The 13,326-nt window shown below is 68.5% G+C and carries 14 protein-coding genes; 6 read left to right on the top strand and 8 right to left on the bottom strand.

The window, feature by feature from the left end; genetic code table 11:
• Positions 1-38: 38 nt before the first annotated feature.
• The 4 genes from radA to L2D01_07040 are packed head-to-tail and all read left to right on the top strand — an operon-like array spanning position 39 to position 4,206.
• The gene (gene radA / locus L2D01_07055; protein ID WBQ11534.1) at positions 39-1,412 is read left to right on the top strand and encodes a DNA repair protein RadA; all 1,374 of its coding nucleotides are present in this window, start codon (positions 39-41) and stop codon (positions 1,410-1,412) included.
• Between the two features lie 19 nt (positions 1,413-1,431).
• Entirely contained in the window at positions 1,432-2,016 is a 585-nt protein-coding gene (locus L2D01_07050; protein ID WBQ11533.1) for a CvpA family protein, read from the top strand.
• 1 nt (position 2,017) lies between these two features.
• Positions 2,018-3,484 (top strand): amidophosphoribosyltransferase, encoded by a 1,467-nt coding sequence (gene purF / locus L2D01_07045; GenBank protein ID WBQ11532.1) that lies wholly within the window; start codon positions 2,018-2,020, stop codon positions 3,482-3,484.
• The gene (locus tag L2D01_07040) at positions 3,481-4,206 is read left to right on the top strand and encodes an SDR family NAD(P)-dependent oxidoreductase (GenBank protein ID WBQ11531.1); all 726 of its coding nucleotides are present in this window, start codon (positions 3,481-3,483) and stop codon (positions 4,204-4,206) included. The genes purF and L2D01_07040 overlap by 4 nt, the downstream gene beginning before the upstream one ends.
• Here L2D01_07040 and L2D01_07035 read toward each other — a convergent pair.
• The 5 genes from L2D01_07035 to L2D01_07015 all read right to left on the bottom strand — a co-directional run bounded on the left by L2D01_07035 (position 4,203) and on the right by L2D01_07015 (position 9,312).
• The gene (locus L2D01_07035) at positions 4,203-4,697 is read right to left on the bottom strand and encodes a periplasmic heavy metal sensor (GenBank protein ID WBQ11530.1); all 495 of its coding nucleotides are present in this window, start codon (positions 4,695-4,697) and stop codon (positions 4,203-4,205) included. The genes L2D01_07040 and L2D01_07035 overlap by 4 nt on opposite strands.
• Positions 4,694-5,101, bottom strand: a complete 408-nt coding sequence (locus L2D01_07030; GenBank protein ID WBQ11529.1) for a hypothetical protein — start codon at positions 5,099-5,101, stop codon at positions 4,694-4,696. Before L2D01_07030 ends, L2D01_07035 begins: the two co-directional genes overlap by 4 nt.
• Entirely contained in the window at positions 5,098-5,751 is a 654-nt protein-coding gene (locus L2D01_07025) for an RNA polymerase sigma factor (protein ID WBQ11528.1), read from the bottom strand. The genes L2D01_07030 and L2D01_07025 overlap by 4 nt, the downstream gene beginning before the upstream one ends.
• A 17-nt stretch (positions 5,752-5,768) precedes the next feature.
• Positions 5,769-6,332, bottom strand: a complete 564-nt coding sequence (locus L2D01_07020; protein WBQ11527.1) for a hypothetical protein — start codon at positions 6,330-6,332, stop codon at positions 5,769-5,771.
• 109 nt (positions 6,333-6,441) lie between these two features.
• A complete protein-coding gene (locus L2D01_07015) occupies positions 6,442-9,312 on the bottom strand; it encodes a bifunctional [glutamine synthetase] adenylyltransferase/[glutamine synthetase]-adenylyl-L-tyrosine phosphorylase (GenBank protein ID WBQ11526.1) in 2,871 nt (956 codons plus the stop codon).
• Positions 9,313-9,578: 266 nt separating this feature from the next.
• On the opposite strand from L2D01_07015, the gene L2D01_07010 reads away from it, so the two are divergent.
• Positions 9,579-9,929 carry a hypothetical protein gene (locus tag L2D01_07010; protein WBQ11525.1) on the top strand — a complete coding sequence of 117 codons (351 nt, stop codon included), beginning with the start codon at positions 9,579-9,581 and terminating at the stop codon, positions 9,927-9,929.
• Between the two features lie 60 nt (positions 9,930-9,989).
• Here L2D01_07010 and L2D01_07005 read toward each other — a convergent pair whose 3' ends face one another.
• Together L2D01_07005 and L2D01_07000 are read right to left on the bottom strand one after the other, a co-directional pair.
• Positions 9,990-10,601, bottom strand: coding sequence for a TetR/AcrR family transcriptional regulator (locus L2D01_07005; GenBank protein WBQ11524.1), 612 nt, complete (start codon positions 10,599-10,601; stop codon positions 9,990-9,992).
• A complete protein-coding gene (locus L2D01_07000; protein ID WBQ11523.1) occupies positions 10,579-11,391 on the bottom strand; it encodes an SDR family NAD(P)-dependent oxidoreductase in 813 nt (270 codons plus the stop codon). Before L2D01_07000 ends, L2D01_07005 begins: the two co-directional genes overlap by 23 nt.
• A gap of 79 nt (positions 11,392-11,470) precedes the next feature.
• Between L2D01_07000 and L2D01_06995 the strand changes: the two genes are divergently transcribed.
• Positions 11,471-11,824, top strand: coding sequence for a hypothetical protein (locus L2D01_06995; protein WBQ11522.1), 354 nt, complete (start codon positions 11,471-11,473; stop codon positions 11,822-11,824).
• Between the two features lie 50 nt (positions 11,825-11,874).
• On the opposite strand, the gene L2D01_06990 is transcribed toward L2D01_06995, so the two are convergent.
• The gene (locus tag L2D01_06990) at positions 11,875-13,311 is read right to left on the bottom strand and encodes an ATP-binding protein (GenBank protein ID WBQ11521.1); all 1,437 of its coding nucleotides are present in this window, start codon (positions 13,309-13,311) and stop codon (positions 11,875-11,877) included.
• Between the last annotated feature and the right edge of the window lie 15 nt (positions 13,312-13,326).

Here is a 13,326-nt window from a genome sequence, read left to right as displayed (position 1 = left end):
CAGTTATCGCTATACTGCTGCGACAAGCCGGGGAATGAATGGCGCGCGCTGAAACCGTTTATGTCTGCCAGTCCTGCGGTTCGGTCCACGCCAAGTGGGCCGGCCGGTGCGATGCGTGCGGCGCGTGGAACTCGCTGGCCGAAGAAGCCGCGACCAGCGCGCCCATGGGCAGCGGCGCCAAGGCGGCCCCTGCCCGCTCCAGCCGGCGCCCTCAGCTGGAGCTGGTGGATCTGGGCAGCGAGACGCCTGACCCGCCCCGCCTTGTCACCGGCATTGACGAGCTGGACCGGGTGGCTGGCGGCGGGCTTGTGCCCGGCTCGGCCATTCTGGTGGGCGGCGATCCGGGGATCGGCAAATCCACACTGCTCTTGCAAGCGGCTGCGCGCCTGGCGTCTTCGGGCGCCTCCACCGTCTATATTTCCGGCGAGGAAGCGGCCGGTCAGGTCCGCCGGCGCGCGCGCCGGCTGGGCCTGGCTGATTCGCCGGTGCGTCTGGCGGCGGAGACCTCGCTTGAGGTGATCCTGGATGGTCTGCGCAAGGAAAGCCCCGACGTTGCGGTGCTCGATTCGATCCAGACGCTCTGGTCCGATCAGCTGGCCGCCGCTCCGGGCACGGTGGCGCAGGTGCGCGCCTGCGCCCAGGAGCTCGTGCGCTTCGCCAAGAAGCGCAACACGGTGGTGGTGCTGGTCGGCCACGTCACCAAGGACGGCCAGATCGCCGGTCCGCGCGTGGTCGAGCACATGGTCGACGCGGTGCTCTATTTTGAAGGCGAGCGCACCCACCAGTTCCGCATCCTGCGCGCAGTGAAGAATCGCTTCGGCCCGGCTGACGAGATCGGCGTCTTCGAGATGGCCGAATCCGGTCTGCAGGAAGTGTCCAACCCGTCCGCCCTGTTTCTCGATGGCCGCGGCGCCAACACATCCGGCGCCGCCGTCTTTGCCGGCATGGAGGGCACGCGGCCCGTGCTCACCGAAATTCAGGCGCTGGTGGCGCCCGCCGCCTTCGGCACGCCGCGGCGGGCAGTGGTGGGCTGGGACTCAGGACGCCTCGCCATGGTGCTGGCCGTGCTGGAGGCGCGATGCGGCCTTGGCTTTGGCGGCCGCGACGTTTATCTCAACGTCGCGGGCGGACTGAAAATCGCCGAGCCTGCGGCGGATCTGGCGGTGGCGGCAGCCTTGATCTCATCCTTCCTTGACACCCCCCTGCCCGGTGATGGCGTCGTCTTCGGCGAGATTGCACTGTCAGGCGATGTGCGCCCGGTCGGCCGCACCGAAGCCCGCCTGAAGGAAGCCGCCAAGCTGGGCTTCAATCGCGCCCTCGCCCCGCAGGGCGCAGACGGCGCAGGGCTCAGGATCGACAGTGTGGATACCGTGCAGGCGCTGGTGCGCCGGCTCGGCCAGGACCCGGCTTGAGATCAGGGCCAGGAGGATCATGATGGACGCCAGCCTGACCGGATTTGACCTCTTCGCCCTTGTGATCCTGTTTGTATCCGGCGTGATGGCCCTGATGCGCGGCTTTGTCCGCGAGGCGCTGACTGTCACAGCCTTCGTCGCCGCGGCGCTGGCGGCGCTCTGGACGCGGCCTGTTTTCGCCAGCCTTTTGCGCGGCGTGATCAGCTCGGACATTCTGGCCAATCTGATCGTCATGGCGGCGGTGTTTCTGCTGGTCTATCTGGCGGTCAGCTTCGTCACCAGCTCCCTGCAGAAGGGTGTGAAGAGCGGCGAGGACGTCACCGTGATCGACCGCACCGCCGGCTTTATCTTCGGTCTTGCACGCGGTCTCGTGCTTCTGGGGCTGCTGGTGCTGGTGTTCAAAAACACGTTACCCGGCGCCGAACCGGCTTGGCTGGTCCGGTCGCAGGCCTATCCCTTGGCCAACGCCACCGCCCAGCTTCTTCAATCGCTGGCGCCCGAAGGCAGCTGGGCTCGGGACGGCGCTGCTGACGGACCGCGCGACGATGTTGACGAGGACGAGTTGGGGCGTCTTATCGAGCGCACACTCGACGGGAGCCGATGACATGAGCTTTCCCAGTCTGACCTACGACGCCGCCACGGATCGTCCGCGCGAGGAATGCGGCGTGTTCGGGGTGCGCGGCGCAGCGGAAGCGGCGGTCCTGACGGCCTTCGGGCTTCACGCGCTCCAGCATCGCGGCCAGGAGGCCTGCGGCATCACCAGCTATAATGCCGGACGCTTCCACTCAGAGCGCCATCTGGGCCTTGTGGGCGACCATTTCACCGACCCGGCGCGCCTGAAGGCGCTGGCGGGCGACATGGCGATCGGCCATGTGCGCTATTCCACGTCAGGCGGCGCGGTGATGCGCAATGTCCAGCCGCTTTACGCCGATGTGCGCGGCGGCGGCGTGGCGCTGGCCCATAACGGCAATCTGACGAATGCCCGCGCCATCCGTGAAGAACTGGTGGCCGGCGGCGCGATTTTTCAGTCCACCTCGGACACCGAGGTCATCCTTCAGCTTTCCGCCCGGTCCAAGAAGACCAAGGCGGTGGACCGGCTGATCCAGGCGTTGACCCAGATCGAGGGCGCGTTTGCGCTGGTCGGCCTGACCAATGACACTCTGATCGGCGCACGCGACCCGCTGGGCATCCGCCCGCTGGTCATGGGCGAGCTGGACGACGCGGTGATTTTCGCCAGCGAGACCTGCGCGCTGGACATGATCGGCGCGCGCCTGCTGCGCGAGGTGGAGCCCGGCGAAGTGGTCATCGTATCGGACAAGGGCATCGAGTCGCGCCGCTACGCCCCGCGAACGTCCGCGCGGCCCTGCGCGTTCGAATACATTTACTTCGCACGGCCCGATTCGATCATTGACGGGGTGTCGGTTTACGAGGCGCGCAAGCGGATGGGCCGCCGGCTCGCCGAAGAATCGCCTGCGGATATCGATGTGGTGGTGCCGGTGCCGGACTCCGGCATGGCCGCCGCGCTCGGCTTTGCCGAAGCCATCGGCCGCCCGTTTGATCTTGGCATCATCCGCTCTCACTTCGTCGGGAGGACCTTCATCCAGCCCACCCAGGCCAAGCGCGATCTCGGCGTCCGGCGCAAGCACGCCGCCAATCCGTCGGTCCTGAAAGGCAAGCGCGTGCTGCTGATCGACGATTCCATCGTGCGCGGGACGACATCGAAAAAGATCGTGCGCATGGTGCGCGAGGCCGGCGCCACGGAAGTCCATTTCCGCTCGGCCTGCCCGCCGATCACCCATCCCGATTTCTACGGCATCGACATGCCCATGCGTGAGGAGCTGATGGCCGCGAGCCACAATCCCGAACGCATGCGCGCCATGCTCGAATGCGACTCGCTGGGCTTTCTCTCGGTGGAAGGGCTGTACTGGGCGGTGCGCGGCGAAGCGCGCAACCCGGACCGGCCGCAACTGGCCGATCACTATTTCACCGGGGAATACCCGACCCGGCTTGTGGACCGCGACATGGCGCGATCCAACAAGGATGAACAACTCTCGCTTCTGGTGGATGCATGACCCAATCGCGCCCGTTTGAGGGCCGCGTGGCGCTGGTGACCGGCGCATCGCGCGGCATAGGCTATTCTGTGGCTCTGGCGCTGGCGGGCGCAGGCGCGCACGTCATCGCGACGGCGCGCACCCAGGGCGGTCTGGAAGACCTGGACGACGCCATCCGCAAGCAGGGCGGCTCGGCGACGCTGGTCCCGATGGACATGGCCTCGGCGGACGGCATCGAAAAGCTTGCCCAGGCCGTGGAGCAGCGCTGGGGCAAGCTGGATATTCTGGTGGTCAATGCCGGCGTGCTGGGCATGCTCACCCCCACGGCGCAGATCCCGGCCAAGGTCTGGAACGAAGTGCTGGCGGTGAACCTTCTGGCCCCGGCCCGCCTGATTCGCGCGTTCGAAGCGCTGCTGAAAGCCTCTGACGCGGGCCGTGCGGTCTTCACCACTTCGGGCATCGGCAGCCAGCGCTCGCGCGCTTACTGGGCCGCCTATGGCGCGTCCAAGGCCGGGCTGGATGCGCTGGTCAGGAGCTGGGCCATGGAGCTGTCCGGCTCCAGCGTGCGCGCTAATCTCCTCGACCCGGGCAGTGTGCGCACGCGCATGCGCGCCAAGGCCGTGCCGGGCGAAGACCCGCAGAGCCTGCCCCATCCTGACGACATCGCCCCGGCTTTTCTGGCGCTGTGCTCGGTGGATGAAACGCGCACGGGCGAGATTATTCAGGCCAGTCAGGCCGCTTAGCGCGTCCCGTCCCCGCGCCGCTCGCGCCACGGGCGGTCGCGGCGCGCCACGGTCTCTTCAATGACGCGCGCGCGCGTCTCCGGCTCCATCTCCGCCAGCGTCTCCAGAATCACCGCCTCGGAGCGCGCCTCAAACCGGGCGCGCGCATCGCGCGCCTGCGCCGTGGCGGCACGGGCGGCGTCGGGGTCGAACGGCTCGGTCCGCAATGCGGCATAGGCCGCCTCCTGCGCCCGCCAGGCGTCACGTCCGAGCTGTCTTAACTCCGGTCCGGCCGCCTCGAAGCGGGCGCGCACCTGGGCCCGGCTATCATCGGGAAGGGCGCGCATGAAGGCGCGCATGCTAAAGGCGCTGCGCGGGCCGGAGGACCGGTCCTGATGCGTTGCTTCAGGCGCCGGCGCCGCGAACCAGGTGCGCGCGCCGGCGCCGATCAGCACGCCATTGATCAGCACCGAAGCAATCAGCAGCATGATCCAGATATTGAGCCTGCTCATCGCGCGGCCTCCTCCAGCCAGTCGGCCTCATCTTCGGCCAGCACCGCGAACGCGCGCTCAAACAGGACTTCGTCATCGGTTTGGGGCGCCCCGGTGGTCAGCCAGCCGGCGCTGACGCCGACCACCAGCGCCGCAGCCGCCGCCATCGCCGACCAGCGTGGCGCGGCGGCCTGCGAGGCCGGAGCGCTGGCGATCACGGATGCGTACAAGGCCGCGTTTGGCGCCGCGTCGCGGGCCGATTCCAGAAGATCATTCAAAGCCCTGGCTTGCGCCAGCGCTGTGCGGGCCGCCTCGGGATGTGCAGCCATGAAGGCCTGACCCTCGCCGCGTTCGGCGTCCGGCCAGGAGGTCACGTCCGGACCATACAGTCCGGCGAGGTCTTCAAAACGGTCTAGCGTCATCATGCGTCGCCTCCTCGCCCATCGCTGAGCGTGCCGATCATAGCGGCGGCCTCGTTAAAAAGCGCTGTTTTCAAAGTCCGCCGCGCGCGCGCCAGCAGGGATTCCAGCGCCTCTTCGCTCACCTCAAGGATCTGTGCGGCCTCAGCCTGGCTCATATCCTGAAAGTGACGCAATTCCAGTGCGATGCGCTGGCGCTCGGGCAGCGCCGCCACGGCTGCGCGCACCTGGCTGGCGGCCTGATGGGCGCCCAGTGTCTGTTCGGCGTCGGGCGCGGTATCCGGCAAGTCCGGCGCGTCATCGCCCGCCAGCGGCGCTTCGCGGCGTTTGCGCAGGCGGTCATGGCAGGCATTGATGGTGATGCGTCCAATCCAGGTTTCGATCTTGGCCCGCTCGGGATCGTAGCTTGATATCTTGCGCCAGACCTTGACGAACACCTCCTGGGCGGCGTCCTCGGCTTCGCCGGGATCGCGCAGGAGCCGTTGCGCCAAGCCAAAAACCATTGGCAGGCAACGCTTTGTAAGCGCTGCAATCGCCTCGCGATCACCGCGCGCCACGCCGTCGGCCAGCGCCCGGTCGGCAGCCATCTGCGTCCCGCCTGCCCCGGCTTGGGAGCCGGAGCGTCCTGTGATCAGGCGCAGGGCGGGACGCGTCATGACGGCTCCTGGAGGCGTCAGCCTCCGCGGCGATGGCCACGGCCGCGGCGTTCGCCATTGCCGCGGCGCTCGCGCATACGTTCGCGCATCTGTTCGGCGGCGGCGGTGCGTTCTTCAGCCGTCACAACACCATCGCTGTTCGAATCGACCCGGTCAAACAGGGACAGGCTGCGTTCGATGAAGGCGTCGCGGGTCATTTCGCGCGGGCCGGCGGCGTCTTCGCCCTGACGTTCACGCCAGGCCTGGGCGCGGGGGCTGTTGCGCATGCGCTCGATCCGCGCCCGCTCGGCCGGAGAGGCGTCCTCGATGGTCAGGACACCGTCGCCATTGCGGTCGCGGAAATCGAACTCGGAGCCGATAAACGCAATGAAATCAGTGCGTGAAACGTCTGCCTCGGCATCTTCAGCAGCCAGGCCCAGCATGCCGGGGCCGCGGGCGCCGCGGCGGCCTGGTCCCCAGTTTCCGGCCGGGCGTTCGGTGGCGGAGTGGTCGTCAGCGGTGAAGACCGCCGCTTCAACGGCGCCAGCGGCGCCGGCGGCCAAAGCAAAGGCGGCCAACGTGGTCAGGAGCTTGATTTTCATCAGATTTGCCTTTCATGGCGAGGGTCCCAGCCCCCTCATGACAGGTGATACGCAGCGCGCGCGCCCTATCCGTCGCCGCCCGCCGCTATCCACGCGCCTGTGCTGCAGCCTATCCCCCGATGAGGGTACGAAAATGGTCCCGCACGGTACATGAATGGGCCTCCATGAGACGAACCAGCGCCTCCATGGTGTCACACCCCGCCGCGCGCGCCAGACGCCGGGCAAACGGCGCGCTGGCGCCCGCCGGATCGAACCCGCCGCCATGGGCGGCGCGAATGAGCTGGGTCACCGCTGCATAGTCGCCATGGGCGGCGATCAGCGCCTCGGCCTCGGCTTGCGGCAGGGCGCCGGAGGCGGCAAGCGCGGCGAGCGCGGGCGCGGTGCCAGGGTCGGCGCGGCGCCCGGCGATGAGCTGGGCGGTCTGGGCAATGAACTCGATCTCGATCAGGCCGCCCTCGCGCATTTTGAGGTCCCAGGCCGAGCGGGCCGGCTTCTCGCGCAAAAGCCTCGCGCGCATGTCGGCGGCGTCAGCGCGGATCATCTCTGCGGGTACGCTTCGGGCGATGGCGGCCGCCACGGCCTCGTCGAGCTCCGCGCCCAGCCCGCCATCGGCGACGATGCGGGCGCGGGTCAGGGCCATGCGTTCAAACGTCCAGGATTCCTCGCTGGCGTAATAGGCGGCAAAGCGCGACAGGCGCACGGCCAGCGGGCCCTGACTGCCCGACGGGCGCAAGGCCATGTCCACGGGATAGAGATCGCCCTCTTCAGTGGGCGCCGACAGGGCCGAGACCAGGCGCTGGGTGAAGCGGATGAACCAGGTCTCCACCCCCAGCGGCTTGGGGCCGTCAGAGGCCTCCGCGTCGGCTTCGTAGACCAGCATGAGGTCGAGATCGGAATCGGCAGACAATTCGCGCCCGCCGAGCTTGCCGAGGCCCAGCACCGCCCAGCGCCCCGGCGCCGGGCCGTGGCGGCGGGTCATTTCCTGCTGCGCGGCGAGCGCCATGGCGGCGATGGCGGCGTCGGCGAGTGCGGCGAAGGCGGCGCCGGCCTCGGTCGCGCCGGCGCGTTCCAGCAGGAGCTGGGCGCCGATGCGCAGGCGTTCCTCGCGGGCAATCCGCCGCGCGGTGTTGAGCGCGTCTTCAAACGGCAGATCGGCCAGCGTCGCGAAGCGTTTGGCGATCAGGTCTGGCGGATCCTCTCGCAAGGGCCGCACAAAGGTCGGCTCCAGCATCACGTCCAGCAAGGCGGGCCGGCGGGCCAGCAATTCGGCCAGGCGCGGCGCCAGACCCAGAATGACGATCAGCTCGCGCGCCAGATCAGGCTGATTGACCAGCAAGGAGAGGACCTGCACCCCACTGGGCAAGCCTTCAAAGAAAGCCGCGAAGCGCGTCAGTGCGGCGTCGGGATCACCGGTGGCGCCGATGGCGGTCACCAGCCTGGGCGCAAAGCGCGAGAACAGCCGCCGCGCCCGCTCGGTGCGCGCGGCGCGCGCCCGGCCGGCCGCCCAGCCGGACAGGCGCGCCCAGACCTGGTCGGGGTCTTCAAACCCCAGCCTGGTCAGCGTGGCGAGTGTGTCCGGCGTCGGCTCGACGCCGGTGAGCACCAGGCTGCCGGCATCCGTGGCGAGGCTTTCGCCATCCTCGAACTGCGCCGAAAACAGGGCGTGGACCTCCTGCAAGGTGGCGCGGATGCGCGCGTCGAAGGCGGCGAGGTCCGCTTCGCCTGACAGCGCCGCCACGGCGCGCCGCGCCTCGTCAGCCTCGGGCAGGGTCTGGCTCTGGGCGTCCTCGATCATCTGGATGCGGTGCTCGGCGTCGCGCAAAACTGTGTAGGCGCGCGTCAGCGCGTCGGCTTCATCGGCGTCGATCAGCCCCTCGCCCGCCAGCGCCCGCAGCGCATCCAGCGTTCCGGGCGGGCGCAGGACGGGCTTGCGGCCGCCGAACACCAGCTGCAGCACCTGGGCGTAGAACTCGATCTCCCGGATGCCGCCGCGCCCGAGCTTCAGATCATGACCCGCCGCGCGCACTCTGGAGCGCTCGCCCACCGCCTGGATCTGCTTGGCCAGAGAGCGGATATCCTCCACCGCGGCAAAATCCAGCGCCCGGCGCCAGATGAAGGGCTTGAGATCGGTGAGGAACGCATCGGCGCAGGCCCGGTCGCCCGCGCACCAGCGCGCCTTGGCGTAGGCCGCCCGCTCCCAGTTCTGGCCCACCGCCTCAAAGTAGCGCCGCGCCATGTCGGCGCTCACCGCCGGCGGGGTCGATCCCGGATCGGGGCGCAGGCGCAGATCGACGCGGAAGACATAGCCCTGGGCCGTCACCTCCTGCATCAGGAAGGCGAGCTTCTGGGCCAGGCGATTGAAGCTCTTGGGCCGGTCCTTGCCCTCGGGGCCTTGCGCGATCTCCGGCTCCCACGCGATCACAAGGTCCACGTCGGAGGAGAAATTGAGGCTGCGCTGGCCGTGCTTGCCCAGCGTCAGCACGAAATAGCCGGGCACAGGGTTAGCGTCGTCGGCCACGTCAAACCCGGTCAGGCGCGCAGCGGCGGCCAGCGAGGCCTGAACGCTGACATCCGCGAAGTCCGACAGCGCCCGCGTCACCGTCTCCAATGGCCACGCGCCCGCCAGATCGGCCAGCGCCACGGTCAGATGCATGTCCGCCTTGGCCTCGCGAAGCGCGCGGAGCACGTCGGCCTCATCCTCCAGCGCGCCGGCGGCCCGCGCCGCGTCGAGCGCCCGCTCCAGCACGGTTTCCAGCGAGACTTCGCCCAGCGCCTGCAGCGTGGCGGGCCGGCGCGCGGCAGTGCGGGCCAGATAGGGCGCCGCGGCGAACGCGGCGTCCAGAAACGCGCCGCCCCCTTCTCCTTCAGCCTCCCACGCCACAAACGCCTCCGGCGCAATCCGCTCACGCCAGCGCGCCGCGCGCGCGGGATCGATCATGGGCAGGGTGCGGGCGAGCCGGTGCGGCAAAGGGGCGGTCATGGCGCTCAAACTGGCCCGCTCCGGAGGGAACGGCAAGGCAGCAGACGGCACGTCCAAGGGCATTCGTTTGTTCGCCTGACAGGCCAAGGACAGTCATCTCCAAAGGCGCGGCTGGGTTCAGCGCCGGTTCATAGTCCAAACTCAATCTGGTTTACCGCCCTCGGTCCGATGGTCTTTGCAAAGAGGCGCATCGCCATGAATAGCCGCCTATGCCACAGGTTCAGCGCGGGGCTAGATTGACGGGCTGATATTCATTGGGGGGCATTATGATCCTGGGCTCAATCGTGCTGGCGATGAACCTGACGACGGCGCAGCCCGCCATCTCATGCTTCAGCGTGGCGCATCGCTTCTACACGGCAACGCGGGCCGCCGAAATTTGCCGGGATGTCGGAAGTCAATTCTGCTTCAGGCAGGCGTACAATACCTATACGCTCGAACGGTCAGCAGACATATGCCGGAATGTTTATAACGATGTCTGTATGCGCGACAGCTATCGCTACAACACTCTGGAATATTCGGCGCGGATGTGCGCGCACGTCAGCGCGAATGAATGCTATCAGACCCAGCGGCGCTATCATGGCATCCAGAGATCAGCCGAGCTTTGCCGCACGCCATGACGGGCGTCCGGTGATGGTGTTGAGGCGGCGGCCTGGATTTGGAGCCCGTCCTGCGCCCGCCTAACACCCCGGATCGAGCGCCGCGCCCAGCCGGGCCATGAGGCGGCTGACCAGCACCTCGCGGTCGGCGGCGTCGAGCGGCAGGGTGTGCAGCACGTCCGACTGCATCAGGCTGGCCAGGCCATGCAGGCAGGACCAGGTGAACAGGGCGTCGTGGCGGGCCGGATGATCCGCCGACACCGGGACTTCGCGCACATTCAGGGAGGTCAGGCGGGTCTGGAGGATCATGAAGGCGTGGCGGGCCTGCTCCATCATGTCAGGGTGGTCGGCCGGCGCCGGCAGGGGCGCATTGAACATCAGCCGGTATTTCAGCGGGAACTCACGGGCGTAGCTGAGATAGGCCAGACCCATCTCGCCCAGATCCTTCCAGCCGTCGTCATGGCGGGGGCGGGCCTCCAGAAAGGCGGCGAACTCGGCGTAGCAGCGCGCCACCACGGCGGCGAGGATATGGTCGCGGGTGGGAAAATGCTTGTAGGGCGCCTGGTGCGAGACGCCCAGGCGCCGGGCGACCTCGCGCAGGCTCAGCTGCTCGACGCCATCGGCCTCGATGATCTCCAGCGCCGTGTCGACGCACGACTCCTTGATGGTGTCAGGCTTTGCTCGCGTCGCCATTCCTGTGCCGGGTCATGCCTTTCATGATCGTGCTCATGATCCGCCGGCGGGCGAATCGCGGGAGCATCGCCAGACTGTAACCCAGCAGCTTGGCCAGCGCGCCCGGGCGCACCAATCCGGTCCGCCCCAGCGCCGCGAACGCGCCGCATGCGACGGTGACGGGCCGTGCGGCGCCGCCCATCTGCATGCCAGCGCGCGCCGCAAAGCCGGAGTTGACGGGACCGGGCGCCACGGCCAACACGTCGATCCCGCGCGGGCCCAGCTCCAGGCGCAGGCCTTCGGCGAAGACCTGCGCCCAGGCCTTGGTGGCGGCGTAATTGGCAGAGCGCGCCACGCCCTGGAATGCCACGATGGAGCTCATCAGGATGATGCCGCCCTTGCCGCGTTCAATAAAGCGCTTTGAAAACACATGGGTCAGCGCGGCCGAGGCGCGGCAATTGACGTTGATCATGTCCAGCTCGTCTTCGGCGGGGATATCGACGAAATCGCCCGAGGTGCCGTACCCGGCGCAATTGGCCAGAAGGCCGATATCAAGCTCCGCCGTCTGGCCTGTCACGGCGTCCACGGCGTCAGGCCTGGCCAGGTCCGCCACGATCACGCGCGTCTCTACGCCGTAGGTTTGTTTGAGCTGAACGCTGATATCGGCCAGCCGGGCCTCGCTGCGCGCCACAAGCACCACATTGAGGCGCCGGCGCGCGGCCTCGAACGCCATGGCCTCGCCAATGCCCGATGACGCGCCGGTGATCAGGACCCAGGGGCCGTATTTTTTCTGAAAGGCCTTCGCGCCCATGGCGGCATCTCCGAACAGGTTGACAGCGTCAACCCAATATGGGAGCAGGTAGACGCTGTCAACCGATGAGGCGCCCGCGATGACCGAAACCCCAGAAAGTCTTGTTTATGTGTCGATTACGGGCCTGCGCGTGCGCCATCCGCGCCATGACACGCAGTTCTGGGAGCATGCCGTGGCCTCCATGCTCCAGGCCCAGAGTGCGCCGGGCAATCTGCGCGCAGAGGCGCGCACGGTGGATGATGTGCACCATACGCTCAGCGTCTGGGTGAATCGGGAGGCGATGCTGGCCTATCTGCGCAGCGGGCCGCACCTGGAGGCCCTGCGCCTGTTCCGCGAGATCGCGACGGGCAAGGTGCTGGGCCTGCTCACAGAGACCGTCCCCGGCTGGGCCGATGTGCCCCGGCTGTGGCGCGAGCAGGGCCGAGACGTCTGAGCCGGTTCGAGAGGCGCGCTATGGTTAGACAGCGAGCCTAGCCCGGAGCCCTAACCCTCCCCCGGGGGGAAGGTCAGCGCGATGCGCAGGCCGGGGCCCTGGCCGTCTTCGCCGCCCGGGCCGGGGCCGTCATCCAGGGTGAGCTGCGCGCCGTGGACCTCGGCGATGGCCTGGACCAGTGACAGGCCGAGGCCGACGCCCGGCAGGGAGCGGGATTTTTCCAGCCGCACAAAGCGCTCCAGCACCCGCGCGCGATGCTCCATGGGAATGCCCGGGCCGGTGTCCGTGACGGAGATTTCCAGCGCGCCGGCCGCCGTGCGCCGTCCGCGCAGCACCACCGCGCCGCCGCCGGGCGTATATTTGACGGCGTTGTCGAGGATATTGGCGACGGCCTGGGCGATCAGCTCGCGGTCGCCCAGAAGCGTGAGGCCGGGCGGGCAGTCGCAGGCGAACTCCAGCCCCGTCTCCTCGCACACCGGCTCGTAGAGCTCGGCGACGTCGCTGAGCAGGGCGGTGATGTCGAGGGTCTCGAACGCGCGGCGGCGCTCGCCGGCTTGCAGCCGGGCCAGCGACATGACGGCGTTGAAGGTGCGCAACAGCTCGTCCACATCGCTGATGGCGCGCTGGAGCGCGGCCTCGCGCGCTTCCGCGTCATCGGAATCGATCAGCGCGCCTTCGAGGCGCCCGCGCAGGCGCGTCAGCGGCAGGCGCAGATCGTGGGCGATGGAATCGCCCGCCGTGCGCATGCGCTGCATGAGATGCTCCACCCGGTCGAGCATGGCGTTGAAATTGGACGAAAGCTCGTCGAGATCATCGCCAGTGTGATTGCGCGGGGCGCGGGTCTCCAGCCGGCCGGCCTTGATGGCGCGGGCCGCCGCGTTGATGGCGTCCAGGCGCCGGGAGAAGCGGCGGCTGACCACGGCGCCGGAAATGATCCCGAGCCCCAGCGCCAGGGCCGAAGCGAACAGCACGGCGTTGAGGGTGTTGGAGACAAAGCGCGCCTCCTCCTCCACATCCATGCCGACAAAGACGCGGTGGCCGCCGGCCAGCTCGGTGATCTGGCCGCGGGCATTGCGTCCCGCCCCGCCATCGGCTCCGTCGGCGGGTGCGCGGTCATAGACAAAGCGCACGCGCCCTTGCGCATCGGCAGGCGCGGCGGGCAGGCCGGAGATATTGCCCGACAGGCGGCGCTGGTCGGCGTCCAGGAAAAGATAGAGAAACTCCCCGCCGCCCACCGAGCGCTGAACGATATAGCGATTGGCGCCGGCCGCACCCCCGGCGGCGTAGCGCGCCTCGATCTGGGCGACCTCAGCGGTGATCGCGGCATCGGCCCGGTTCATCGAGGCCCCGACGGTGGCGGCATAGACCAGCGCCAGAATCACAAAGCTCGACAAGGCAAACAGCCCCGCTGACAGCAGCGTCAGGCGGAAGGCGGTGGTCCGCAGGAAGGGCGGCAGACGCCAGATGTGTCCTGCAGGCTGGGTCACGCCGCCTCTCTGGCT

The organism is Hyphomonadaceae bacterium ML37 (assembly GCA_027627685.1).
Classification (GTDB): Bacteria; Pseudomonadota; Alphaproteobacteria; order Caulobacterales; family Maricaulaceae; genus Oceanicaulis.
The sequence above is the reverse complement of the archived record's forward strand: the minus strand, read 5'-3'. Positions and strand labels throughout refer to the sequence as shown.

Excerpts from the sequence above, each read along its gene's own strand:
- L2D01_07040 (WBQ11531.1), top strand. The coding sequence starts at position 3,481 with ATGACCCAATCGCGCCCGTTTGAGGGCCGCGTGGCGCTGGTGACCGGC.
- L2D01_06995 (WBQ11522.1), top strand. The coding sequence starts at position 11,471 with ATGACCGAAACCCCAGAAAGTCTTGTTTATGTGTCGATTACGGGCCTG.
- L2D01_07005 (WBQ11524.1), bottom strand. The coding sequence starts at position 10,601 with ATGGCGACGCGAGCAAAGCCTGACACCATCAAGGAGTCGTGCGTCGAC.
- radA (WBQ11534.1), top strand. The coding sequence starts at position 39 with ATGGCGCGCGCTGAAACCGTTTATGTCTGCCAGTCCTGCGGTTCGGTC.
- L2D01_07025 (WBQ11528.1), bottom strand. The coding sequence starts at position 5,751 with ATGACGCGTCCCGCCCTGCGCCTGATCACAGGACGCTCCGGCTCCCAA.
- purF (WBQ11532.1), top strand. The coding sequence starts at position 2,018 with ATGAGCTTTCCCAGTCTGACCTACGACGCCGCCACGGATCGTCCGCGC.
- L2D01_07030 (WBQ11529.1), bottom strand. The coding sequence starts at position 5,101 with ATGATGACGCTAGACCGTTTTGAAGACCTCGCCGGACTGTATGGTCCG.
- L2D01_07035 (WBQ11530.1), bottom strand. The coding sequence starts at position 4,697 with ATGAGCAGGCTCAATATCTGGATCATGCTGCTGATTGCTTCGGTGCTG.
- L2D01_07020 (WBQ11527.1), bottom strand. The coding sequence starts at position 6,332 with ATGAAAATCAAGCTCCTGACCACGTTGGCCGCCTTTGCTTTGGCCGCC.
- L2D01_07010 (WBQ11525.1), top strand. The coding sequence starts at position 9,579 with ATGATCCTGGGCTCAATCGTGCTGGCGATGAACCTGACGACGGCGCAG.
- L2D01_07000 (WBQ11523.1), bottom strand. The coding sequence starts at position 11,391 with ATGGGCGCGAAGGCCTTTCAGAAAAAATACGGCCCCTGGGTCCTGATC.
- L2D01_07050 (WBQ11533.1), top strand. The coding sequence starts at position 1,432 with ATGATGGACGCCAGCCTGACCGGATTTGACCTCTTCGCCCTTGTGATC.
- L2D01_07015 (WBQ11526.1), bottom strand. The coding sequence starts at position 9,312 with ATGACCGCCCCTTTGCCGCACCGGCTCGCCCGCACCCTGCCCATGATC.